This window comes from Paracoccus stylophorae, from assembly GCF_028553765.1.
GTDB lineage: Bacteria > Pseudomonadota > Alphaproteobacteria > Rhodobacterales > Rhodobacteraceae > Paracoccus > Paracoccus stylophorae.
This window is the reverse complement of sequence record NZ_CP067134.1, coordinates 1,990,834-2,012,825: the sequence shown is the minus strand read 5'-3', so window position 1 is coordinate 2,012,825 and position 21,992 is coordinate 1,990,834. Positions and strand designations below refer to the sequence as shown.

Below are 21,992 nucleotides of genomic sequence, written 5' to 3'. Positions count from 1 at the left end.
ATTCGGATGTGCGGCTCTGCCGCAGGTTTAGCGATTGACTTGGCGAACGCCCTGAAGTAGAACCTATGCATGCTGGGAGAAATGGGCAAGCGGCCGGGGGGCGACCCCTGGGCCGCTTTTTCGTTTCTCGGCTCGTGCGGACAGGACACGAGGCGGGACAGTTTGCATGAACGATATGGAATGGGGCGGGATCGGCGATCCCGAAGGGTTGATCGTGCCCGGATCGGACGGTGCCGACGGCGCCGCCGACCGGGACGGACGACGCGACGATGAGGCTAACGGTGCCGCCGAGGTCGATCCCGATGAGGCGATTGCGGTGGCCACGGGCCATCTGTGGTCCTGCATCAAGGGTCTGCAGCGGCACGAGGCCGCGCTGGATGCACGCGAAAGCGGCGTGCTGGACCCGGCCGACCTGAAGGAAGCGGTTCAGAGCGCGAAGATCGTCCGGGATGCGGTCAATCATCTGATGGCGGAAAGGAACAGGGTTGACAAACTTCGCAAGGATATCGCCGGCGGGGTCGGAGGAGGCTGCCTCGACCTTGACGCGGCACGAGATGAAATCGGGCGCCGCCTGGCTTGCCTCCGCCACGCCGCAGGAGGTTGACGCATTTCTGGGCGGGCTGTCCGAAAATGCGCTGATGGCGTTGCCGTGGCTGTTCGAGTTCTGGGCGCTGCCGCACCAGCTGCCGCCCGAGGGCGACTGGAAAAGCTGGGTGATCATGGGCGGGCGCGGCGCGGGCAAGACCCGGGCCGGGTCCGAATGGGTGCGGCGGATGGTCGAGGGGCCGACCGCCGCCGCACCCGGACGCTGTCGCCGCGTGGCGCTGGTGGGCGAGACGTTCGATCAGGCGCGCGAGGTGATGGTGATGGGCGACAGCGGCATTCTGGCCTGTTCGCCGCCCGACCGCAGGCCGGTCTGGGAGGCCGGGCGGCGGCGGCTGGTCTGGGCCAATGGCGCGACGGCGACGGTTTATAGCGCCCATGAGCCCGAGGCGTTGCGCGGGCCGCAATTCGACGCGGCCTGGGCCGATGAGCTGGCCAAGTGGAAGAAGGCGGAGGAGGTGTGGGACATGCTGCAATTCGCGCTGCGCCTGGGCGCGCATCCGCAGCAGGTGGTCACGACCACGCCGCGCAACGTGGGGGTGCTGAAACGGATCCTGGGCAATGCCAGCACGGTGACGACCCATGCGCCGACCGAGGCCAACCGCGCCTATCTGGCGGAAAGCTTTCTGGCCGAGGTCGAGGCGCGCTATGGCGGAACGCGGCTGGGACGGCAGGAGCTGGAGGGCGTGCTGCTGGACGATGTCGAGGGTGCGCTGTGGACGACCGCAATGCTGGAGGGTGCGCGGGTCGAGGCCGCGCCGCGGCTGAGCCGTGTCGTCGTGGCCGTCGATCCGGCGGTGACGGCGGGCCGGGCCAGCGACGAATGCGGGATCGTGGTGGCCGGGGTCGTGACCGAGGGCGAGCCGCGTGACTGGCGCGGCTTCGTGCTGGAGGATGCGACGGTGCGCGGCGGGCCGACCGAATGGGCGCGTGCCGCCATCGCGGCGATGGACCGGCACGGCGCCGAGAAGCTGGTGGCCGAGGTGAACCAGGGCGGCGATCTGGTCGAGTCCGTGATCCGGCAGGTCGATCCGCTGGTTGCGTTCAAGGCGCTGCGGGCGGCGCGCGGCAAGGGGCTGCGGGCCGAGCCGGTGGCGGCGCTGTACGAGCAGGGGCGGATCCGGCATGTGCGGTCGGGCGATCTGGGCGCGCTGGAGGACCAGATGTGCCAGATGACGGTGCGCGGCTTCGAGGGGCGCGGATCACCGGACCGGCTGGATGCGCTGGTCTGGGCGATCCACGAATTGATGATCGAGCCGGCGGCGGGCTGGCGGCGGCCGCAGATGCGGCGGCTGTGACGATGCAGCCGGGGGGCGTTCCGCCCCCCGGACCCCCCGAGGATATTTGAACCAAGGCAAAGAGGCCGTCCCCGGGGGGACGGCTTTTGTCATCGGCGGATGATGGAGGCGAGCATGGCATTTCGATTGTTTTCGCGGGAGGAGAAGTCTGCTTCTGCACCAGAAAGGAAGGCCAGCGCGACCGGCCGCGTGGTGGCTTTCGCCGCCGGCTCGGGGCGGCCGGTGTGGTCGGCGCGCGATACCGGGTCGCTGACGCGGGGCGGATTTGTGGGCAATCCGGTGGGCTTTCGCTGCGTGAAGCTGATCGCCGAGGCGGCGGCGGCGGTGCCGCTGGTCTGCGAGGATCGCGCGCGCCGTTTCGACACGCATCCGGTGATGGATCTGCTGCGGCGGCCCAATCCGGGGCAGGGACGCGCGGAACTGTTCGAGGCGCTGTTCGGGCAGATGCTGCTGTCGGGGAACGGATATGTCGAGGCCGTGGGCCTGTCGGCGGCCGGGCTGCCCGAGGAGTTGCATGTCCTGCGGTCCGACCGGATGAGCATCGTTCCCGGCGCGGATGGCTGGCCCGTGGCCTATGAATATGCGGTGGGCGGGCGCAAGCACCGTTTCGACATGGCGGGCAGCCCCGATCCGATCTGCCATATCAGAAGTTTCCATCCGCAGGACGACCATTACGGCCTGTCGCCGATGCAGGCGGCGGCGGTGGCGCTGGATGTCCACAACAGCGCCTCGGCCTGGTCCAAGGCGTTGCTGGACAATGCCGCGCGGCCCAGTGGGGCGATCGTCTACAAGGGCGCCGACGGGCAGGGCGTTCTGAGCCCCGAGCAGTATGACCGGCTGGTGGGCGAGATCGAGATGAACCATCAGGGCGCGCGCAATGCCGGGCGGCCGATGCTGCTGGAAGGTGGGCTGGACTGGAAGCCGATGGGGTTCAGCCCGTCCGACATGGAGTTCCACGAGACCAAGATGGCCGCCGCGCGCGAGATCGCGCTGGCCTTTGGCGTGCCGCCGATGCTGCTGGGGATTCCGGGGGACGCGACCTATGCGAACTATGCCGAGGCGCATCGGGCGTTCTATCGGCTGACGGTGCTGCCGCTGGCCAGCCGGGTCACGGCGTCGGTCGCCTGGTGGCTGTCCGAGCACCTGGGCGCCGAGATCGAGTTGCGGCCCGATCCGGATCGCGTCCCGGCGCTGTCGGATGAGCGTGACCAGCAGTGGAAGCGGATCAGCGAGGCCGGGTTTCTGACCGATGCCGAGAAGCGGGCGTTGCTGGGACTGCCGCCGCTGGCCGATGGGTGAGGCGATGGAGGGATCGCGCTTCGTCAAGGATGGCTTCGGCTGGCACGATCAGCGTTTCGACGCGCAGGAGCGGATCATGGCGCTGCAATTCGGCACCATGGAAAAGCGGCTGGAGCGGATCGAGGCGCTGATCGAGGGGCTGGAGCGGCGGCTGTGGATGACCGTCTATGGCGTCGTTGCGGTGATCCTGACGCAGGCGGTGCAGGGCATTCTGGAATATGCGCCGAAAGGAGGCTGAGGGATGATACCGGGACTTGAGGTGAAATTCGCGGGCGGGGCGCCGATCCTGTCCGAGGGGCACGTGATCGAGGGCTATGCCAGCCTGTTCGGGCTGACCGATCAGGGGGGCGACGCGGTGCTGCCGGGGGCGTTTTCCGCCTCGCTGGCGCGGCTGGCGGGCAAGGGCGACCGGGTGCGGATGCTGTGGCAGCACGACCCGACAAGGCCCATCGGCGTCTGGGACGAGATCCGCGAGGACGCGAAGGGGCTGTGGGTTAAGGGGCGGCTGCTGCCCGAGGTGGCGCAGGCGCGCGAGGCGGCGGCGCTGATCCAGGCGGGCGCGATCGAAGGGCTGTCCATCGGCTATCGCACACTGCGGGCGGAACGCGATCGCAAGGGGCGGCGCGCGCTGGCGGAGGTCGAGCTGTGGGAGGTGTCGCTGGTGACGTTTCCGATGCTGCCCGAGGCCAGGGTGGGTCGCAAGGAGGCTGACGATCTGCGCGAGGTGGCGGCGCTGTTCGACGCGGCGGCCGAGGCGTTGCGCGACGGCTGAGGATGCGAGGCGCCACATGCGCCTTGCAATGCAGGTGATGCGCGCGGGCGCATCCTGCGGGATCGGACCGGGCGGGGCGCACGGTCCGGCAACACGGGGCGGGTCGGCCCCGATCATCGCGATGAGGAGAAGACCATGACCGAGGTGAAGACCGCGGGCGGCGGGGACGCGCCCGCAAATTTGAAGGGGGCCATGCTGGGGTTCGTCGGCGAACTCAGAGGCTTTCGCGACGACATCCAGAAGAAGCTGCAAGCACAGGAAGAACGCATGAACATGCTTGATCGCAAGACCGCCATCCGGGGCCGTGCGCCCCTGTCGACCACCGCCGAGACCGAGGTTCCGCACCAGAAGGCGTTCAACGCCTATCTGCGCAGCGGCGATGACGACGGGCTGCGCGGTCTGGTCATCGAGGAGAAGGGTCTGACGGTCGCCAGCGACGGCGGCTTCCTGGCCGCCCCGCAGGTGGCCGAGACGGTGCAGAACGTGCTGCGCTCGGGTGCGTCGCTGCGGCGGCTGGCCAATGTCGTCGCCGTCGAATCCTCGGCCTATGAGGTGCTGGTCGACAAGGGCGACATGGGGGCCGGCTGGGCCAGCGAGGCCGACATGGCCGAGACCGTGCCCGGCGGCATCGAGCGCATCTCGATCCCCGTCCATGAACTGTCGGCGATGCCCAAGGCCAGCCAGCGGCTGCTGGACGATGCGGCCTTCGACGTCGAAGCCTGGCTGGCCGAGCGGATCGCGGACAAGTTCGCCCGGTCCGAGGCGGCGGCCTTCATCCGCGGCGACGGCGTGGCCAAGCCGCGCGGCATCCTGTCCTATCCGACCGCGCCGAACGGCAGTGCGACCGAGGGCCAGATCGGGACGGTACTCAGCGGTGCGCTGGGCGATTTCGACGCCGCCGCACCTGCCGACGTGCTGATCGACCTGGTCTATGCGCTGGGCGCCGAGTATCGGGCCAACGCGAGCTTCGTGCTGAATTCGAAAACCGCGGCGCGCATCCGCAAGATGAAGGATGCCGATGGCCGGTTCCTGTGGACCGATGCGCTGTCGTCGGGACAGGCGCCGCAGCTGCTGGGCTATCCGGTCCTGATCAGCGAGGACATGCCCGATATGGACGTCGAGGCGACCGCTGTCGCGTTCGGCGATTTCCGCGCCGCATACACCATCGTCGAGCGTCCCGATCTGCGCGTGCTGCGCGATCCGTTCAGCGCCAAGCCGCATGTGCTGTTCTATGCGACCAAGCGCGTGGGCGGCGGCATCACCGATTTCCGTGCCGTCAAGCTGATGAAATTCGCCTGACCCCTGACCGGGACGGGCGAGGGAGGGGGTCGCGCGCGGGACGCTGGTCATGCCGGCTTTGCAACTGTCCGCGCGCGCTGATGGCCTGCGCGCGGGCGCGACCCCTTTTTCCGAAAGCGGGAACGGGCGGGGCCGCTGTGGCCCCGCCGATGTGGAACGACGAAGCGGACGGTGGCACGGGAGGTTCGCGACATGATGCTGATTGAGGAAACGGCGCCGGCGGCGGAGGCGCTGCCGGTCGCCGCGCTGCGCGAGCATTTGCGCCTGGGGTCGGGCTTTCGCATTGCCGACGACAGCGCCGAGACGGCCGCGCTGACCGGGTTTCTGCGCGCGGCGGTCGCGACCATCGAGGCGCGGACCGGAAAGGTGCTGCTGACGCGGCGCTTTCGGATGCAGCTGGACGACTGGCGCGACAGGCTTGGTCAGCCGCTGCCACTGGCTCCGGTGGTGTCGGTCGATGCCATCGCCCTGGATGACGGTGCGGGCACGCTGACCGATTTGCCCGTCGAAAGCTGGCGGCTGCTGCCCGACGGGCAGCGCCCGATGATCCTGCCGACCGGGGTGATCCTGCCGCATGTGCCGCGTCGCGGCAGCGTCACGGTGACCTTCACGGCCGGTTTCGGCGACAGCTGGGACGCGGTGCCCGCGGATCTGGCGCAGGCGGTGCTGATGCTGGCGGCGCGGTATTACGAGGATCGCAGCTTTGAGGGCAGCCGGGGCGCGATGCCCTTCGGTGTCAGCGCGCTGATCGAACGCTGGCGACAGGTGCGCACGCTTGCCGGCCGGGGAAACCGGGAGCTGCGCCGATGACCGCGCCGAGGCTGAATGTGCCCCTTGGGCTGGAGACGCCCGAGCGCCAGGGCGACGGGATGGGCGGGCATCGCATTGGCTGGCGGCAGCTGGGCACGATCTGGGCCGAGATGGATGCCGGGTCCGGGCGTGAACGTCTGGCGCAGGTCGGGCCGGAAAGCGTCGTGTCGTGGCGGATCACCGTGCGCGGCGCGCCTGCGGGCGATCCGCGCAGGCCGCAGGCGGGCCAGCGTCTGCGCCTTCAGGACCGGCTGTTCCGGATCGAGGCGGTGGCCGAGCGCGATCTGGCGGGCCGCTGGCTGGTCTGTTTCGCGAAAGAGGAGGAGGCGACATGAGCTATGCGGCAGCGACCGCGCTGCAATCGGCGGTCTATCAGCATCTGCGCGGCGATCCGACGCTTTCGGCGCTGATCGGGGATGCGATCTTTGACGCCATGCCGGTCGATGCGCCCGGCGGGGTCTTTGTCTCGCTGGGCCCGGAAGAGGTCAGGGATGCGGGCGATGCGACGGGCGCCGGCTCGCGCCACGATTTCATCGTCTCGGTGCTGTCGGGGACCGAGGGCGGCGCGGGATTTGCCACGGTCAAGGCGGTCGCGGCGGCGGTCAGCGAGGCTTTGGAAGACGGTTCCGTGACGCTGGAACGGGGGCGACTGGCGGCATTGTGGTTCCTGCGCGCGAAAGCGCGACGGGTGGAAAACGGGGCGGCGCGGCGGGTCGATCTGACCTTTCGTGCGCGCATTGATCTGGGCTGAGGAGACGGATTCATGGCGGTACAGAACGGGCGCGATCTGTTGATCAAGATGGACATGACTGGAAACGGGGCGTTCGAGACGGTGGCCGGGCTGCGCGCAAGCCGGCTGTCCTTCAACGCCGAAACGGTGGATGTCACCTCGCTGGAAAGCGAGGGTGGGTGGCGCGAATTGCTGGGCGGTGCGGGGGTGCGCAGCGCCTCGGTCTCGGGGTCGGGGGTGTTCCGCGATGCCGATACGGATGCCCGCGCCAGGCAGGCCTTTTTCGATGGCGAGGTGCCGCAGTTCCAGGTGGTGATCCCGGATTTCGGCACGATCGAGGGGCCGTTCCAGATCACCGCGCTGGAATATGCCGGCAGCTATAACGGCGAGGCGACCTATGAGATGGCCATGGCGTCGGCCGGCGCGCTGAGCTTTACGGCGCTGTGATGGTGAACCCCATGCGTGGCGAAGTCGAGCTGGTGCTGGACGGGCAGCCGCATGTCGCGCGCCTGACGCTGGGCGCGCTGGCGGAACTGGAACAGGATCTGGGTGCCGACAGCCTGCTGGCGGTGGCGGAACGGTTCGAGACTGGCCGTTTCTCAAGCCGCGACGTGCTGTCGGTGCTGGTCGCGGGGCTGCGCGGCGGCGGGTGGCAGGGCCGCGCGCCCGACCTGCTGACGACGCGGATCGGCGGCGGCCCGGCGGCGGCGGGTCGCGCCGCCGCCGAGTTGCTGGCGCGGGCGTTCCGGATCGACGCGTGAGCGGCGGCGAGCGGGCGCAGGGCGGGCTGGACTGGCCCGGCCTGATGCGGACCGGGCTGCACGGCCTGGGCTTGCGGCCCGATCAGTTCTGGTCGCTGACGCCGGCCGAACTGGCGCTGATGCTGGGGATCGAGCCGGGGTCGCGCGCGATGACGCGCGAGCGGCTGGCCGCGCTGGCGGCGCGGTTTCCCGACCGGCAGCCGGGTTAAGGACAACTGACAAGCGGGGGCCATCATCATGGCGAACAAGGACGGGTTCGGCACCACGCTGGACCAGGTGGATGAAGGGTTGGGACAGACCAGCCGGATGACGGCCGAGTTCGAGGCCGAACTGGCGCGGTTGCGACAGTCGATGCTGTTCACCTCGCGCGAGGTGGGCACGCTGTGTTCAGGGATCGAGGGCGGGTTGCGACGTGCCTTCGACGGTCTGGTCTTTGACGGGCAGAAGCTGTCCGAGACGCTGAAGGGCATCGGGCGTCAGATCGCGGACACGGTATTCTCGATCGCGATGAAGCCGGTGGAAAGCGCCCTGGCGGGATCGTTCGCGAACGGCGTTGCCGGAATGATGGGTTCGGCGCTGCCATTCGCGCAGGGCGGCGCATTCGTGCAGGGCCGGGTCATGCCGTTCGCCAAGGGCGGCGTGGTGGCCGAGCCTACGCATTTCCCGATGCGCGGCGGCACCGGGTTGATGGGCGAAGCCGGACCCGAGGCGATCATGCCGCTGCGCCGCGGTGCGGACGGCCGGCTTGGCGTCGCCGCGGCGGGGGGCGCGCGCGCGGTCAATGTCACCGTGAACGTCACCACGCCTGATGTCGCCGGCTTCCAGCGCAGCCAGTCGCAGATCGCCGCGCAGCTGGGCCGCGCATTGGCGCGCGGCGATCGCAACGCCTGAACGCAAGGAGACGCAGATGGCTTTTCACGAGGTCAGATTTCCGACGAACCTGTCGTTCGGGTCGATCGGCGGCCCCGAGCGGCGGACCGAGATCGTCACGCTTGCCAGCGGCTTCGAGGAGCGGAACACGCCCTGGAGCCATGCGCGACGCCGCTTTGACGCCGGGATGGGGCTGAGATCGCTGGACGATCTGGCGGCGCTGGTCGCGTTCTTCGAGGCGCGGGCCGGCCAGTTGCACGGGTTTCGATGGAAGGATTGGTCCGACTTCAAAAGCTGCGCGCCGTCGCAGCCGCCCGCCTTCGACGATCAGGAGATCGCCCGCGGTGACGGCAATACGGTCAGCTTCCAGTTGACGAAATCCTATGTCTCGGGGCCGGGCCGCTATCGCCGGCCGGTGACGAAACCGGTGCAGGGAACGGTGCGCGCGGGGCTGGGCGGGATCGAGCTTTATCCCGACGCCGATTACGCGGTCGACCATGACCGCGGCACGGTGACCTTTCGCGAACCGCCCGAACCCGGCGCGCGCGTCACCGCGGGGTTCGAGTTCGACGTGCCGGTGCGGTTCGACACCGACCGGATCGCGGTGTCGGTGGCGTCGTTTCAGGCCGGCGAGATGCCGCAGATTCCGGTGATAGAGGTGCGGATATGACTGCGACAACGCTTTGCCGGGCTTGGCTGATCCAGCGCGCCGACGGGTTCCGCCTGGGCTTCACGGACCATGATACCAGCCTGCGTTTCGATGGCACCGAGTTTCGTCCCGATCACGGCATGAGCGCGCGTGCGCTGGTGCAGGGATCGGGGCTTGCGGTCGACAATTCCGAGGCGGAAGGCGCGCTGTCGGACGAGGCCATCACCGAACGCGATCTGATGGCCGGGCGATGGGACCGCGCAAGCCTGAATATGTGGGAGGTCGACTGGACCGACCCGGTGCGCCGCAAGCTGATCTTTTCCGGCGGTCTGGGCGAGGTGACGCGGTCGGGCGGCGCGTTTCGCGCCGAGTTGCGCGGCCTGTCCGAGGCGCTGAACATGCCGCAGGGCCGCGTCTATCATCCGCGCTGTTCGGCCAGGCTGGGGGATCGGTCCTGCGGGCTGGATCTGGCTGACGCCGCGTTCTGCCACGAACCGGTGGTCGAGGGGCTTGAGAACGGCGTCAGGTTCCGCTTTTCGCGTTTCGGGGCGTTCGATGCCGGCTGGTTCGAGCGTGGATCGCTGCTGGTGCTGGATGGCGCGGCCCAAGGGCTGCACGGCGCGATCAAGAACGATGTCGCCCTGCCGAACGGCGGACGCGAGATCGAGCTGTGGCAGGAACTGGGTATCCTGCCGCAGACGGGTGACCGGCTGCGGCTGATCGCGGGGTGCGACAAGCGCGCCGAAACCTGTCGGGAGAAATTCGGAAACTTCGTCAATTTCCGCGGCTTTCCGCATCTGCCGGGAGAAGACTGGCTGATGGCGCCGGGCGCGGGGGGCCGTCATGGCTGAGGGTGCGCAGGTCGTCGCGATTGCGCGGGACTGGATCGGAACGCCCTATGTGCATCAGGCAAGTTCGCAGGGTGCGGGCGCGGATTGCCTGGGGCTGATCCGCGGAGTCTGGCGCACGCTTTACGGCAAAGAGCCCGAAGCCGCCCCGGCCTATACCCCGGATTGGGGCGAGTGCGGGGCGTCGGAACTGCTGCTGGCCGGGGCCATGCGGCATCTGCTGCCGGTCTTGCGCGACGAGCCGTTGGAAGACGGTCAGATATTGCTGTTCCGCATGCGTCAGGGCGCGGTTGCGAAGCACCTTGGCGTCGTCGCGCAGGCAGGCGACGCGCCCAGATTTGTTCATGCCTATACCCATCACGGTGTCATCGAAAGCCCGTTGACGACGCCGTGGCGGAACCGGATCGCTGCCCGGTTCCGCTTTCCGTAGAGGCTTTGGAAAGGAGGCCGCGATGGCCACGATCGTGTTGTCCGCAGTTGGTGCATCCATCGGAGGCGGGTTTGGCGGCGCCTTTCTGGGATTGTCGGGTGCCGTGATCGGCCGCGCGATCGGCGCGACGGTCGGGCGAGCGATAGATCAGCGTCTGCTGGGCGCGGGATCGAGGGCGGTCGAGACCGGCCGGATCGACCGGCTGCGCCTGCAAACCGCCGGAGAGGGGGCGCCGATCCCGCGCATCTGGGGGCAGATGCGCATCCCCGGCCATGTCATCTGGGCCGGTCCGCTGGAGGAAACGGGCAGCGTGCAGGGCGGCGGCAAGGGTGCGCCGCAGCCCAGGGTGACGCAGATCAGCTATCGCCTGTCGGTGGCGCTGGCGCTGTGCGAGGGTCGGATTCTGGGCGTCGGTCGGGTCTGGGCGGATGGCGAGGAGATTGCCGCATCGGATCTGAACATGCGCGTCTATTGCGGCGACGAGACGCAGATGCCCGACCCTGCCATCGCAGCCCGCGAGGGTCAGGAGGCGCCGGCCTATCGCGGCGTCGCCTATGTCGTGCTGGAGGATCTGAACCTGGAACGCTGGGGCAACCGGATGCCGCAGCTGGGTTTCGAGGTGACCTGCGCGGCGCAGGACGGCACCGGGCTGTGCCGGGACGTTCGTGCCCTCGCCCTGATCCCGGGCACGGGCGAATATTCGCTGGCGACCACGCCGGTGACGCAGGATCTGGGTCTGGGCGAGGTTCATTCGATCAACGTCAACACGCCGATGGGCGGGACGGATTTCAGCGCCTCGATGGACATCATGGGGCGCGAGTTGCCGAATGTCGGGTCCGTGTCGCTGGTGGTGTCATGGTTCGGCGACGATCTGCGCATCGGCCGCTGCGGCGTCCGGCCCAAGGTCGAGCAGCGGCAGATCGACGGCAGCGAGATGCCGTGGCGGTCGGGCGGCATCGACCGCAGCACGGCACTTGAGGTCGCGCGGGTCGATGACCGGCCCATCTATGGCGGCACGCCTTCGGACCAGTCGGTGGTCGAGGCGTTGCAGGCCATCGCCCAGTCGGGGCGGAAGGCGGTGTTCTATCCGTTCATCCTGATGGAACAACTGGCCGGCAATGGCCTGCCCGATCCGCATGGCCGCAGCGAACAGCCGGTGATGCCCTGGCGCGGACGCATCACGTCCTCTATCGCGGCGGGCCGTGCAGGATCGCCCGACGGCACGCAGCTTGCGGTCGATGAGGTCGCGGCGTTTTTCGGTTCGGCCGCGCCGGACGATTTCGTCCGCGACGGCGACCGCGTCTCCTATCACGGGGCGCCCGAATGGTCGTATCGGCGGTTCATCCTGCATTACGCGCATCTTTGCGCGGCTGCGGGGGGCATCGACGCCTTTCTGATCGGGTCCGAGATGATCGGGATGACGCAGATCCGGGGGCCGCAGAACAGCTATCCGTCGGTGGCGCAACTGAAGCGGCTGGCCGCGGATGTGCGTGCAATCCTGGGGCCAGAGGTAAAGATCGGCTATGCCGCCGACTGGTCGGAATATTTCGGCCATCATCCGGGGAATGGCGAGTTGTTCTTTCATCTCGATCCGCTGTGGTCGGACGACAACATCGATTTCATCGGCATCGACAATTATATGCCGCTGTCGGACTGGCGCGACGGGGAAGATCATCTGGACGCGCATTGGGGGCGCATCGCAAATCCGGCCTATCTTGAGGCGAATGTCTGCGGCGGCGAAGGGTTTGACTGGTTCTACGCCAGCGAGGCCGACCGCGACGCCCAGATCCGCACGCCGATCACGGACGGCAAGTATGACGAGGCGTGGGTCTGGCGTTACAAGGATATCGCCAGCTGGTGGCAGAACCTGCATTTCAACCGCCCCGGCGGTCGGCGTTCGCGACAGGCGACCAGTTGGGTGCCCGGATCGAAGCCGATCTGGTTCACCGAGTTCGGCTGTGCGGCGCTGGACAAGGCGACGAACCAGCCCAACAAGTTCCTGGACGCGATGAGTTCGGAAAGCGTGCTGCCTTATTTTTCGACCGGTCAGCGCGACGATGCGATTCAGGCCGCCTATGTGCGGGCGGTCATGTCGTATTGGTCGAAGCCCGCGAACAACCCGGTCAACGGGGACGGCAAACGCATGCTGGACCTGAACCGCGCCCATGTCTGGTGCTGGGACGCGCGCCCGTACCCGGCATTTCCGGCGCGTTCGGATCTGTGGTCGGACGGTCCTGCATGGGAGCGCGGGCATTGGCTGAACGGTCGCGCGGGCGCGGTCGCGTTGCCGGCCGTGGTGGGCGATATCTGCCGGATGGCGGGCGTGGCCGAACATGACGCCACCTCCCTCAGCGGCGTGGTGCGCGGCTATTGCCTGCAAGGCGGCGAAAGCGGGCGGGCGGCGTTGCAGCCGCTGATGCTGGCGCACGGATTCGACGCGGTCGAGCGAGACGGCGTTCTGCGGTTCGTGAGCCGCGACGGGATCAGCCGGGCTCAGTTGGGTCCGGACGATCTGGTTATCGCGGACGGGCTTTCCGGTCTGGAAACGGTGCGCGCGCCCGAGCCGGAACTGACGGGCCGGCTTCGCCTGACGCATGTCGAGGCGGGGGCGGATTATGCCGTCGCGACCGCGGAAACCAGCCTGCCCGATGCCGATCAGGAGACGGTAACGGACAGCGAGTTCGCCATGCTGCTGACCCGCGCCGAAGGCCGCGAGATCGCCGAACGGTGGTTGTCCGAGGCAGGCGTCGCGCGCGATACGGCGCGTTTTGCCTTGCCGCCGTCGCTGTCGCATCTGGGACCGGGCGATGTCGTGCGCCTGCGTCAGGGAGGCGACGAGCCTCGGCGGTGGCGGATCGACCGGGTCGAGCGGGCGGGGGCGGTGACCGTCGATGCTGTGCGGGTCGAGCCGGGCGTTTATCGGCCGGCGCTGACGAATGCGGACGACCCCACGATAAGGCGATATGTCCCGCCGATGCCGGTCATGCCGGTGTTTCTGGACCTGCCGCTGCTGCGCGGGGATGAGGTGGCGCATGCGCCCTATCTGGCGGTGGCCGCGCGCCCGTGGCCGGGGAAGGTCGCGGCCTATGTCTCGGTCGAGGAAGAGGGCGGATACCAGCTGAACCGGATGCTGGATCGCCCTGCCGTGATCGGCCGGACCCTGGACGCGCTGCCGGCTGCACGGCCAGGCGTCCTTGATCGGGGCGTGCCGCTGCGGATTCGCGTCAAGACGGCCGACATGGGGTCGATTACCCATCGTGCCCTGTTGGCCGGGGCGAATGCGATGGCGATCGGTGACGGTTCGGTCGATAACTGGGAGATCATCCAGTTCCGCAAGGCCGAGCCGCTTGGCGGCGGCGTCTGGCAGATCAGCGAGCGTTTGCGGGGGCAGGCCGGCACCGATGCGGTGATGCCGGATATGTGGCCTGCGGGCAGCATGGCGGTGCTGCTTGACGGTGCGCAGGAACAGGTGAGGCTGTCGCCCGCCGCCCGCGGGCAAGAGCGTTTCTGGCGTATCGGACCGGCGTCGCGGGCGCCCGACGATGCCAGCTTTCGCGCCCTGAAAACCGAGGCGCGGGGGATCGGGCTGCGGCCCTATGCGCCATGTCATCTGCGCCTTCAGGATCGCAGGCTGAGCTGGATCCGCCGAACCCGGACCGACGGCGATGGCTGGGAGGGGCTGGATGTGCCGGTCGGGGAAAGCCGCGAAGCCTATCTGCTGCGCATCGTCCAGTTCGGCGCGCGGCTGCTTGAGGCGCAGCTGACGCAGCCGGAATACGTGATCCCGCCGGATATCTGGCAGATCGTCGCCGGCGGCGGCGCCTTTACCGTCGCCGTCGCGCAATTGTCGGACCAGTTCGGACCCGGCCCGTTTCTCAGGAGGATCTTCAATGCCGATGAATGAAACCGCGCGGCTGGCGATGCCGCTGTTGCAGGCCGCGCAGGCGCAGAAGCACGTCACCGTTAACGAGGCGCTGATGCGGCTTGACGGTCTGGTCAACCCGGTGTTGCGCAGCGTCACCACTCAGGACCCGCCCGCGCAGGTGATCGACGGTGAGTGCTGGGGGGTGCCGGACGGCGCGACCGGCGGGTGGAGCGGACAGATCGGCCAGATCGCCATCGGCAGCAACGGCGGATGGGTTTTCGCCTCGCCCGCGGCCGGGATGCGGGCGTTCATCGCGGATCAGGGCGTGACCGCGATCCACGACGGGGCGGGCTGGGCGGGGGGGGCAATCTCGCTTGGCGGATACGGCTCGGCGCTGAACGCCGGCATGGCCGAGGCAGAGGTGACGGTGTCCGCAGGCAGCAGTGTCGATACGGGCGTTGCGATCCCGGCGGGTGCGTTGGTGATCGGAGCCGTGGCGCGGGTCACGCAGGCGCTGAGCGGCAGTCTGACAAGCTGGCGCCTGGGCACGCCGGGCGCCGAGAACCGGTTCGGGAAGGGTCTGGGCAACGCCACCGGATCGTGGGCGCGGGGCATGCTGAGCACACCGATGACCTATTACCAGTCCGAAACGCTTCGCATGACCGCCGAGGGCGGAGAGTTCACGGATGGTCGCGTGATCGTGGCGGTGCACTGGCTGTCGCTGCGTCTGCCGGGTTGATATGAAGACGCTTACCATCCGCGACTTTTCCCGGCGCCGGATCTGGGCTAAGACAGGGGCTCGAAAAGACGCGGGTGGTTCTGATGAACATGCAAGATGGCAAGACGCCTGTCGACCTGGACCGGGATGCGATCTGGGCGCAGGTTCGCGACGAAGCGGCGACGGCTGTCCACGACGAGCCGTTGCTGGGATCGCTGATCCATGCCGGTCTGTTGCACCATCACAGCCTGGAAGCGGCGCTGGCCTACCGTTTCTCGATGAAGCTGGCATCGGGCGAGATGAGCGAGCAGATCCTGCGAGAACTGGCGGACCGGGCCTATGCCGCAACGCCCGAACTGGGCGACGCCGCGCGCGCCGATCTGCTGGCGGTCTATGACCGCGATCCGGCAACGCACCGGCTGATCCAGCCGATCCTGTTCTTCAAGGGTTTTCAGGCGCTGCAGGCCTATCGCATGGCGCACTGGCTGTATCAGCGCGGACGGCACGATATCGCCTATTTCGTGCAGATGCGTTGTTCGGAATGTTTTGGGGTGGATATTCATCCTGCCGCGTCGATCGGCACCGGGGTGATGATAGATCACGCCCATTCCATCGTCATCGGCGAGACGGCATCAGTCGGAAACGACGTGTCGATGCTGCATTCCGTGACGCTTGGCGGCACCGGCAAGGAGGATGGCGACCGGCACCCGAAGATCGGCGATGGCGTGATGATCGGGGCGGGGGCGAAGGTGCTGGGCAATATCCGCGTGGGTGCGCACTCGCGGATCGCGGCAGGCTCGGTCGTTCTGCACGAGGTGCCGGGTTGCAAGACGGTGGCGGGGGTTCCGGCGCGTGTGGTCGGGGATGCAGGCTGTCCCGAACCGTCGCAAAGCATGAACCAGTTGCTTGGGATCGACGATTATTTCTGAAGCCAGTCGTCCGCGCCGCTGCCCGTGACCTCGGGCAGCGTCATGCCGGCGCGCGTCAGCCTGTCGTCCAGATCCTCGGCAATGCGCGTGGCCAGCGAGAACCCCTGATAGACCAAGGCCGAATAGATCTGGATCGCCGACGCCCCGGCGCGCAGCTTGTCCCATGCCTGCGCGCCGGTCCCGATTCCGCCGACGCCGATCAGCGGAACCTGTCCCTTCGTTTCGCGGTAGAGCCGGGCCAGAACCGTGGTCGCGCGCGCAAACAGCGGCGCGCCCGACAGTCCACCCGCTTCGCTTCGTTGCGCATCGGTCAGCCCGTCGCGCGACAGCGTCGTGTTCGTGGCGATGATCGCATCGACACGCGCGTTGCAGGCAACGGCCGCGATGTCGCGCAAGGCATCGTCGTCCAGATCGGGCGCGATCTTGATGAACACGGGCCGGCGTTCGGGCAGCGCATCGCGCGCCCGCATCACGCCGTCCAGCAAAGCCTCCAGCGCCGCGGCGCCCTGCAGGTCGCGCAGTTTTTCGGTATTGGGCGAGGACACGTTCACCGTCAGGAAATCCGCCGCAAGCCCGGCGATCCGGACCACATCGGCGAAATCGCCGGCGCGGTCGACGCTGTCCTTGTTCGCTCCGATGTTCAGCCCCACGGGGATCCCCGCAGGCCGCGCCGACAGCCGCGCGGCGATCGCCTCGGCGCCGTCGTTGTTGAAGCCGAAGCGGTTGATGATGGCGCGGTCGTTGCGCAGACGGAACAGGCGCGGTCTGGGATTGCCGGGCTGGGGACGCAGGGTCGCCGCGCCCAGTTCGATGAAGCCGAAACCGGCGCGCATCAGCGGTGCGACCGCACGCGCATTCTTGTCGTATCCGGCCGCAAGGCCAACGGGATTGGGCAGAGCCAGACCGGCAAGCGTGCTGCGCAGGCGATCCGATGTGACAGGTGCGCCGGGCAGGGGCACCAGACCCGCCGCCAGCGCCCGGATCGACAGATCGTGCGCACGCTCGGGGTTCAGGCGGTGCAGCACGGCCAGCCCAAGCCGTTCGACCGTCCTCATTCCAGCGGACCGGTGACATGACCGTTCGCGTCGCGGCGGATCGGGCGTGTCCACAGAAGATCGTCCATGCTCAACGGGCGATAGAGATGCGGGAACAGATCGCCCCCGCGCGAGGGTTCCCAGTGCAGCGCATCGCCCAACGCGTCCGATTCGCAGGCCAGCAGGATCAGATCGGTCTCGGCGGCGAAATGTTTCGCCAGGGTGACGGGCAGTTGCGCCGCGGTCGAAAGATGCACGAAACCGTCCGCCACATCGACCGGCGCGCCGTCCGTCCGGCCCTGCGTCTGCATCGCGGCCCATTCCTCCGCGCGGAATATCTTGTAGATCAGCATGGCGGCATTTGCCGCGGCATCGGGCCGTGGGTCAAGGCCCGATAGGGCACACGAACGTGCGCCGTTGCCGGGCGCCGTCAGACAGCGTTTGACCGGCTTCCTTCCCTGCGCCAATCTGTTCCTGACATCCATCTGGGATAGAAAGGAATCACGGATGACAATCCGCTTTCTGACGGCGGTGTCGGTCGCCGCATTGTTCGCAGGCGCCGCGCAGGCCGAATCGATGCTGCACATCCTGCACACGAACGATGTTCACAGCCGCATCGAATCGATCAACAAATACGACAGCACCTGCAGCGAGGAAGATGAAGCCGCGCAGGAATGTTTCGGCGGCTCGGCCAGGTTCGTCACCAAGATCGCCGAGCTGCGCCAGCAATTCGAGGACGCGGGCGAGCCGGTGATCCTGCTGGATGCCGGCGATCAGTTTCAGGGCAGCCTGTTCTATACCACCTACAAGGGCAAGGCCGCCGCCGAGTTCATGAACCGGCTTGGCTATGACGCGATGGCGGTCGGCAACCACGAATTCGACGACGGCCCCGAGACGCTGGCCGCGTTCATGGACAGCGTCGATTTCCCGGTCATTTCCGCCAATATCGACGCATCGCAGAACAAGGCGTTGCATGACAAGCTGGTCGGCCACACCATCGTCGAGGTCGGCGGCGAACGGATCGGCATCGTCGGCGGCACGACGCTGGACACGCCCGAAATCTCGTCCCCCGGCGACGACGTGATCTTCATGGACGACATCGAAAGCATCAGGGCGGATGTCCAGGACCTGACCGATCAGGGGGTGAACCGGATCATCGCGCTGACCCACGAAGGCTATCGCCGCGATCAGGAACTGGCCGCGCAGGTCGCCGGGCTGGATGCGGTGGTGGGCGGACATTCCCACAGCCCCTTGGGCGAGATGGAGAATGCCGAAGGGCCTTATCCGACCGTGGTCGCCGGGGCGGACGGTGCCGAGGTTCCGGTCGTTCAGGCCTATGCCTATTCGAAATATCTGGGTCATCTGAAACTGACCTTCGACGATGACGGAAACGTCCTGAAGGCCGAGGGGGAACCGATCCTGATGGATGCCTCGGTCGAACCCGACAGCGACACGCTGGACCGGGTCCGGGAAATGGCCGCCCCGATCCAGGAGTTGCGCCAGAAGGTGGTGGCCGAGACATCGGCCCCGATCGACGGCGACCGGGTGAACTGCCGGGCGCGCGAATGCGAGATGGGCGATCTGGTCGCCGACGCGATGCTGGACCGGGTCAGGGATCAGGGCATCACCATCGCCATCCTGAACGGCGGCGGGCTGCGCGCCTCGATCGATGCCGGGCCGGTGACGATGGGCGAGGTCTATACCGTTTTGCCGTTCCAGAATACGCTGGCGACGTTTCAGCTGACAGGCGCGGACGTGATCGCCGCGCTGGAAAACGGAGCCAGCCAGTATGAGGAGCAGGCCGGACGCTTCGCGCAGGTCGCGGGGCTGAAATACACCGTCGATCCCGCGGCGCCGTCGGGCAGCCGGATCAGCGACGTGATGGTCGAACGCGACGGCGACTGGGCCGCGATCGATCCGCAGGCCATCTATGGCGTCGTGTCGAACAACTATATGCGCAATGGCGGCGACGGGTATCAGGTCTTCGCGACCAATGCAACGAATGTCTATGATTTCGGGCCCGATCTGGCCGAGGTTCTGGCCGAGTATCTGGCCGCGCAGGGGGCCGAATACGCGCCCCGCCTGGATGGCCGCATTACCGTCAGATAGAGGCTGCGACCGGGCGGGCGGCATCCGCCCTCAAACCCATCGGCGCCGCAGATCGCTGCGGCGCCCATTGACGGGCCGACCCGGTTGCGCCATGCCCCGCGCATGCTGCGTATTGACGACATCTCCTTCGCCATTCAGGGCCGCCCGCTGTTCGAACATGCCTCGGCCACGATTCCCGATGGCCACAAGGTCGGTCTGGTCGGACCCAACGGTGCCGGCAAGACGACTCTGTTCCGGCTGCTGCGGGGCGAGCTGAGCCTGGACGGGGGCGAAATCGTCCTGCCCTCGCGCGCCCGCATCGGCGGCGTTGCGCAAGAGGCGCCGGGAACCGATATTTCCGTGCTGGCGACCGTTCTGGCCGAGGATCGCGAACGCGCCGCGCTGATGGCGGAAAGCGAAAGCGCCACCGACCCCAACCGCATCGCCGAGATCCAGACAAGGCTGGCCGATATCGACGCCTGGTCGGCCGAGGCGCGGGCGGCCTCGATCCTTGACGGTCTGGGCTTTTCGCCCGCCGATCAGGCCCGGCCCACCAGCGATTTTTCCGGCGGCTGGCGGATGCGCGTCGCGCTGGCCGGTGTGCTGTTTTCACAGCCCGACCTGCTGCTGCTGGACGAGCCGACGAACTATCTGGATCTGGAAGGCGCGCTGTGGCTGGAAACCTATCTGGCGCGCTATCCGCACACGGTCATCATCATCAGCCATGACCGCGACCTGCTGAACCGCGCCGTCGGCCATATCCTGCATGTCGAGAACCGCAAGCTGACCCTGTATACCGGCGGCTATGACAGCTTTGCGCGTCTGCGCGCGGAACGACGCGCCCTGCAATCCGCCGAGGCCAAGAAACAGCAGGCCCGCCGCGACCATCTGCAGGGCTTCATCGACCGGTTCCGTGCCAAGGCCAGCAAGGCCCGGCAGGCGCAGGCGCGGGTGAAGATGCTGGAACGGATGCAGCCGATCACCGCCCCCGAAGAGGCCCGGTTCCACCGCTTCGGCTTTCCCCAGCCCGAGGAATTGTCGCCGCCCATCATCGCGATGGAGAATGTTGCCGTCGGCTATGGCGACCGCGCGGTGTTGCGGCGGCTGAACCTGCGGATCGACCAGGACGACCGGATCGCCTTGCTGGGCCGCAACGGGCAGGGCAAATCGACGCTGTCCAAGCTGCTGGCGGAACGGCTTGCGGCGATGGACGGCAAGATCGCGCGGTCGGGCAAGCTGCGGGTGGGATATTTCGCCCAGCATCAGGTCGATGAGCTGTCGCTGAACGAGACCCCCATCGACCATGTCCGCCGCCTGCGCCCGGACGAGGCGCCGGCCCGGCTGCGGGCAAGGCTGGCCGGGTTCGGGTTGATGGAGGCGCAGGCCGAGACAAAGGTCGGCAAGCTGTCGGGCGGGCAGAAGGCGCGGCTGTCGCTGCTGATCGCGACCATCGACGCGCCGCATCTGCTGGTGCTGGACGAACCGACGAACCATCTGGACATCGAAAGCCGCGAGGCGCTGTCCGAGGCGCTGAACGACTATACGGGCGCGGTCGTGCTGGTCAGCCACGACATGCATCTGCTGGGGCTGGTCGCGGACCGGTTGTGGCTGGTCAATGACGGCGCGGTGACCGCCTATGACGGCGATCTGGACGATTACCGCCGGTTCCTGTTGCAGGGCGACGAGGCGCCACGGCCCAAGGCCGACGCCCCGGCCGCCAAACCGGCGCCGAAACGGCCCGCGCGCGACGAATTGCTGGCGCTGCGATCCGAGGCGCGGCGATCCGAGGAACGGGTCGAGAAACTGGCCGAGATGCTGGCAAAGCTGGACGTCAAGCTTGCCGATCCCGCGCTTTACAACGACCCGCACGAGGCGAAGAAATGGTCCCGCAAACGGGCCGAGGCGGTCGAGGCGATGGGGCGCGCAGAGACGCTGTGGCTCAGCGCGCTGGAAAAGCTGGAAGGCGCCGACAAGGGGTGATCCGTGGCGCGGATGCGCGATCACCTGATCGTCGTCGGCAGGACGCAGGCGGCATCTTGTGCCGGACCGCGATTCGGCCCTAAAGGAAACGTCATCACGTCCCCGCATCCGGATTCTGCCGATGACCCGCATCCTGGCCCTCGCCCTTGTCGCCGCCTGCGTCACCACCACCGCTTCGGCGCAGGATTTCGGCCTTTCCGGGTCGCGCAGCCTGAGCTTCGATCTGGGTCTGTCGGCCGAGATCGGGCCGGTCTATCCGGGGTCCGACGATGTCGAAACCTCGCCCTCGCTGATCTGGCGCAATTTCAGCCTTGGACCCGGCGGCGGGGCCGAGGACGGGCTGGGATTCTCGCTGTCTCCCTCGCTGGGGATGGTCGGGCCGCGCAAATCCTCGGACGACGCCGATCTGGCCGGGCTGACCGATATCGACCGCGCCTATGAGCTGGGTTTGAAGGTCAGCTATGGCGCGGGTCCGATCACGGCCTATGGCTCGGTCCGCAAGGGGTTCGACGGACACGAAGGGCTGACCGGCGAGATCGGGGCGAAATATCGCACGCAGCTTAGCGAGCGTGTCACGCTGTGGTCGGGGCTGGAACTTGGCTATGGCGACGCTGATTTCAACGACACCTATTTCGGCGTGACGCCGGCCGAAAGCGCGGCCGGCGGATATGACAGCTTCGCCCCCGGCGGCGGCATCAACGAAGCCGCCATCAGCTTCGAGGCGCATTATGCGCTGAACCCCACGACCGCGATCCTGGGCGAGGTGCGTTACGGCAAGCTGATCGGCGATGCGGCGGATTCGCCCATCGTGCAGGACGATTACCAGCCTTCGCTGCGGCTTGGCGTCATCCGCCGGTTTTCGTTCGGGTTCTGAACGATACCCGCGCCTCTGCCCACGCGCAAAAATGTTTTAAGTCCAAAATAATTTCTTGACTCGATGCCTGCTGTTGATGCGTTCTAGATTGAACGCAGAACGCATGCCGCGATCAACGCGGCGGATTCCAACAGG

The 21,992-nt window shown here is 67.6% G+C and carries 24 protein-coding genes; 22 read left to right on the top strand and 2 right to left on the bottom strand.

From position 1 onward, the window contains the following. Positions 1-175: 175 nt before the first annotated feature. The 19 genes from JHW45_RS09845 (at position 176) to cysE (ending at position 15,881) form a co-directional block, all read left to right on the top strand. Positions 176-604: a permease gene (locus JHW45_RS09845; RefSeq protein WP_272857528.1), complete on the top strand. Its 429-nt coding sequence runs from the start codon at positions 176-178 to the stop codon at positions 602-604. Beyond that, entirely contained in the window at positions 555-1,901 is a 1,347-nt protein-coding gene (locus JHW45_RS09840; RefSeq protein ID WP_272857527.1) for a DNA-packaging protein, read from the top strand. The genes JHW45_RS09845 and JHW45_RS09840 overlap by 50 nt, the downstream gene beginning before the upstream one ends. A 114-nt stretch (positions 1,902-2,015) precedes the next feature. Beyond that, positions 2,016-3,200 carry a phage portal protein gene (locus JHW45_RS09835; RefSeq protein ID WP_272857526.1) on the top strand — a complete coding sequence of 395 codons (1,185 nt, stop codon included), beginning with the start codon at positions 2,016-2,018 and terminating at the stop codon, positions 3,198-3,200. Between the two features lie 4 nt (positions 3,201-3,204). Then, a complete protein-coding gene (locus JHW45_RS09830) occupies positions 3,205-3,438 on the top strand; it encodes a GTA head formation protein, RCAP_rcc01685 family (RefSeq protein WP_272857525.1) in 234 nt (77 codons plus the stop codon). A gap of 3 nt (positions 3,439-3,441) precedes the next feature. Then, positions 3,442-3,972 carry an HK97 family phage prohead protease gene (locus JHW45_RS09825; RefSeq protein WP_272857524.1) on the top strand — a complete coding sequence of 177 codons (531 nt, stop codon included), beginning with the start codon at positions 3,442-3,444 and terminating at the stop codon, positions 3,970-3,972. A 135-nt stretch (positions 3,973-4,107) separates the two neighbouring features. Beyond that, positions 4,108-5,271, top strand: a complete 1,164-nt coding sequence (locus JHW45_RS09820) for a phage major capsid protein (RefSeq protein WP_272857523.1) — start codon at positions 4,108-4,110, stop codon at positions 5,269-5,271. A gap of 192 nt (positions 5,272-5,463) precedes the next feature. Continuing rightward, positions 5,464-6,081 carry a head-tail connector protein gene (locus JHW45_RS09815; protein ID WP_272857522.1) on the top strand — a complete coding sequence of 206 codons (618 nt, stop codon included), beginning with the start codon at positions 5,464-5,466 and terminating at the stop codon, positions 6,079-6,081. Continuing rightward, complete coding sequence (locus tag JHW45_RS09810) at positions 6,078-6,416, top strand: head-tail adaptor protein (protein ID WP_272857521.1); 339 nt, start codon at positions 6,078-6,080, stop codon at positions 6,414-6,416. The genes JHW45_RS09815 and JHW45_RS09810 overlap by 4 nt, the downstream gene beginning before the upstream one ends. After that, positions 6,413-6,832: a DUF3168 domain-containing protein gene (locus tag JHW45_RS09805; protein ID WP_272857520.1), complete on the top strand. Its 420-nt coding sequence runs from the start codon at positions 6,413-6,415 to the stop codon at positions 6,830-6,832. Before JHW45_RS09810 ends, JHW45_RS09805 begins: the two co-directional genes overlap by 4 nt. Before the next feature lie 12 nt (positions 6,833-6,844). Further along, positions 6,845-7,258 (top strand): phage major tail protein, TP901-1 family, encoded by a 414-nt coding sequence (locus JHW45_RS09800; RefSeq protein ID WP_272857519.1) that lies wholly within the window; start codon positions 6,845-6,847, stop codon positions 7,256-7,258. Then, complete coding sequence (locus JHW45_RS09795) at positions 7,258-7,572, top strand: gene transfer agent family protein (protein ID WP_272857518.1); 315 nt, start codon at positions 7,258-7,260, stop codon at positions 7,570-7,572. The genes JHW45_RS09800 and JHW45_RS09795 overlap by 1 nt, the downstream gene beginning before the upstream one ends. A gap of 44 nt (positions 7,573-7,616) precedes the next feature. Further along, positions 7,617-7,781, top strand: coding sequence for a phage tail assembly chaperone (locus JHW45_RS09790; RefSeq protein WP_272860591.1), 165 nt, complete (start codon positions 7,617-7,619; stop codon positions 7,779-7,781). A 28-nt stretch (positions 7,782-7,809) separates the two neighbouring features. Beyond that, positions 7,810-8,463 carry a phage tail tape measure protein gene (locus JHW45_RS09785; RefSeq protein WP_272857517.1) on the top strand — a complete coding sequence of 218 codons (654 nt, stop codon included), beginning with the start codon at positions 7,810-7,812 and terminating at the stop codon, positions 8,461-8,463. A gap of 16 nt (positions 8,464-8,479) precedes the next feature. Beyond that, positions 8,480-9,112: a DUF2460 domain-containing protein gene (locus JHW45_RS09780; protein ID WP_272857516.1), complete on the top strand. Its 633-nt coding sequence runs from the start codon at positions 8,480-8,482 to the stop codon at positions 9,110-9,112. Then, positions 9,109-9,942: a DUF2163 domain-containing protein gene (locus JHW45_RS09775; protein ID WP_272857515.1), complete on the top strand. Its 834-nt coding sequence runs from the start codon at positions 9,109-9,111 to the stop codon at positions 9,940-9,942. Before JHW45_RS09780 ends, JHW45_RS09775 begins: the two co-directional genes overlap by 4 nt. Next, the gene (locus tag JHW45_RS09770) at positions 9,935-10,369 is read left to right on the top strand and encodes a C40 family peptidase (RefSeq protein ID WP_272857514.1); all 435 of its coding nucleotides are present in this window, start codon (positions 9,935-9,937) and stop codon (positions 10,367-10,369) included. The genes JHW45_RS09775 and JHW45_RS09770 overlap by 8 nt, the downstream gene beginning before the upstream one ends. 22 nt (positions 10,370-10,391) lie before the next feature. Next, positions 10,392-14,273: a baseplate multidomain protein megatron gene (locus tag JHW45_RS09765; protein ID WP_272857513.1), complete on the top strand. Its 3,882-nt coding sequence runs from the start codon at positions 10,392-10,394 to the stop codon at positions 14,271-14,273. After that, positions 14,260-14,973, top strand: coding sequence for a DUF2793 domain-containing protein (locus tag JHW45_RS09760; RefSeq protein WP_272857512.1), 714 nt, complete (start codon positions 14,260-14,262; stop codon positions 14,971-14,973). The genes JHW45_RS09765 and JHW45_RS09760 overlap by 14 nt, the downstream gene beginning before the upstream one ends. 83 nt (positions 14,974-15,056) lie before the next feature. Further along, positions 15,057-15,881, top strand: a complete 825-nt coding sequence (gene cysE, locus JHW45_RS09755; protein WP_272857511.1) for a serine O-acetyltransferase — start codon at positions 15,057-15,059, stop codon at positions 15,879-15,881. Here cysE and JHW45_RS09750 read toward each other — a convergent pair. Beyond that, positions 15,872-16,936, bottom strand: a complete 1,065-nt coding sequence (locus tag JHW45_RS09750; RefSeq protein ID WP_272857510.1) for a quinone-dependent dihydroorotate dehydrogenase — start codon at positions 16,934-16,936, stop codon at positions 15,872-15,874. The two genes, cysE and JHW45_RS09750, sit on opposite strands and share 10 nt — an antisense overlap. Further along, positions 16,933-17,268 carry a DUF952 domain-containing protein gene (locus tag JHW45_RS09745; protein WP_272857509.1) on the bottom strand — a complete coding sequence of 112 codons (336 nt, stop codon included), beginning with the start codon at positions 17,266-17,268 and terminating at the stop codon, positions 16,933-16,935. Before JHW45_RS09745 ends, JHW45_RS09750 begins: the two co-directional genes overlap by 4 nt. Positions 17,269-17,422: 154 nt before the next feature. Here JHW45_RS09745 and JHW45_RS09740 point away from each other — a divergent pair, with 154 nt between their 5' ends. The 3 genes from JHW45_RS09740 to JHW45_RS09730 all read left to right on the top strand — a co-directional run bounded on the left by JHW45_RS09740 (position 17,423) and on the right by JHW45_RS09730 (position 21,857). Further along, on the top strand, positions 17,423-19,024 hold the full coding sequence (locus JHW45_RS09740) for a bifunctional metallophosphatase/5'-nucleotidase (RefSeq protein ID WP_272857508.1): 1,602 nt from the start codon (positions 17,423-17,425) through the stop codon (positions 19,022-19,024). A gap of 102 nt (positions 19,025-19,126) precedes the next feature. After that, positions 19,127-20,983: an ABC-F family ATP-binding cassette domain-containing protein gene (locus JHW45_RS09735; RefSeq protein ID WP_272857507.1), complete on the top strand. Its 1,857-nt coding sequence runs from the start codon at positions 19,127-19,129 to the stop codon at positions 20,981-20,983. Positions 20,984-21,104: 121 nt separating this feature from the next. After that, positions 21,105-21,857 carry a MipA/OmpV family protein gene (locus JHW45_RS09730; protein WP_272857506.1) on the top strand — a complete coding sequence of 251 codons (753 nt, stop codon included), beginning with the start codon at positions 21,105-21,107 and terminating at the stop codon, positions 21,855-21,857. Positions 21,858-21,992 lie beyond the last annotated feature (135 nt).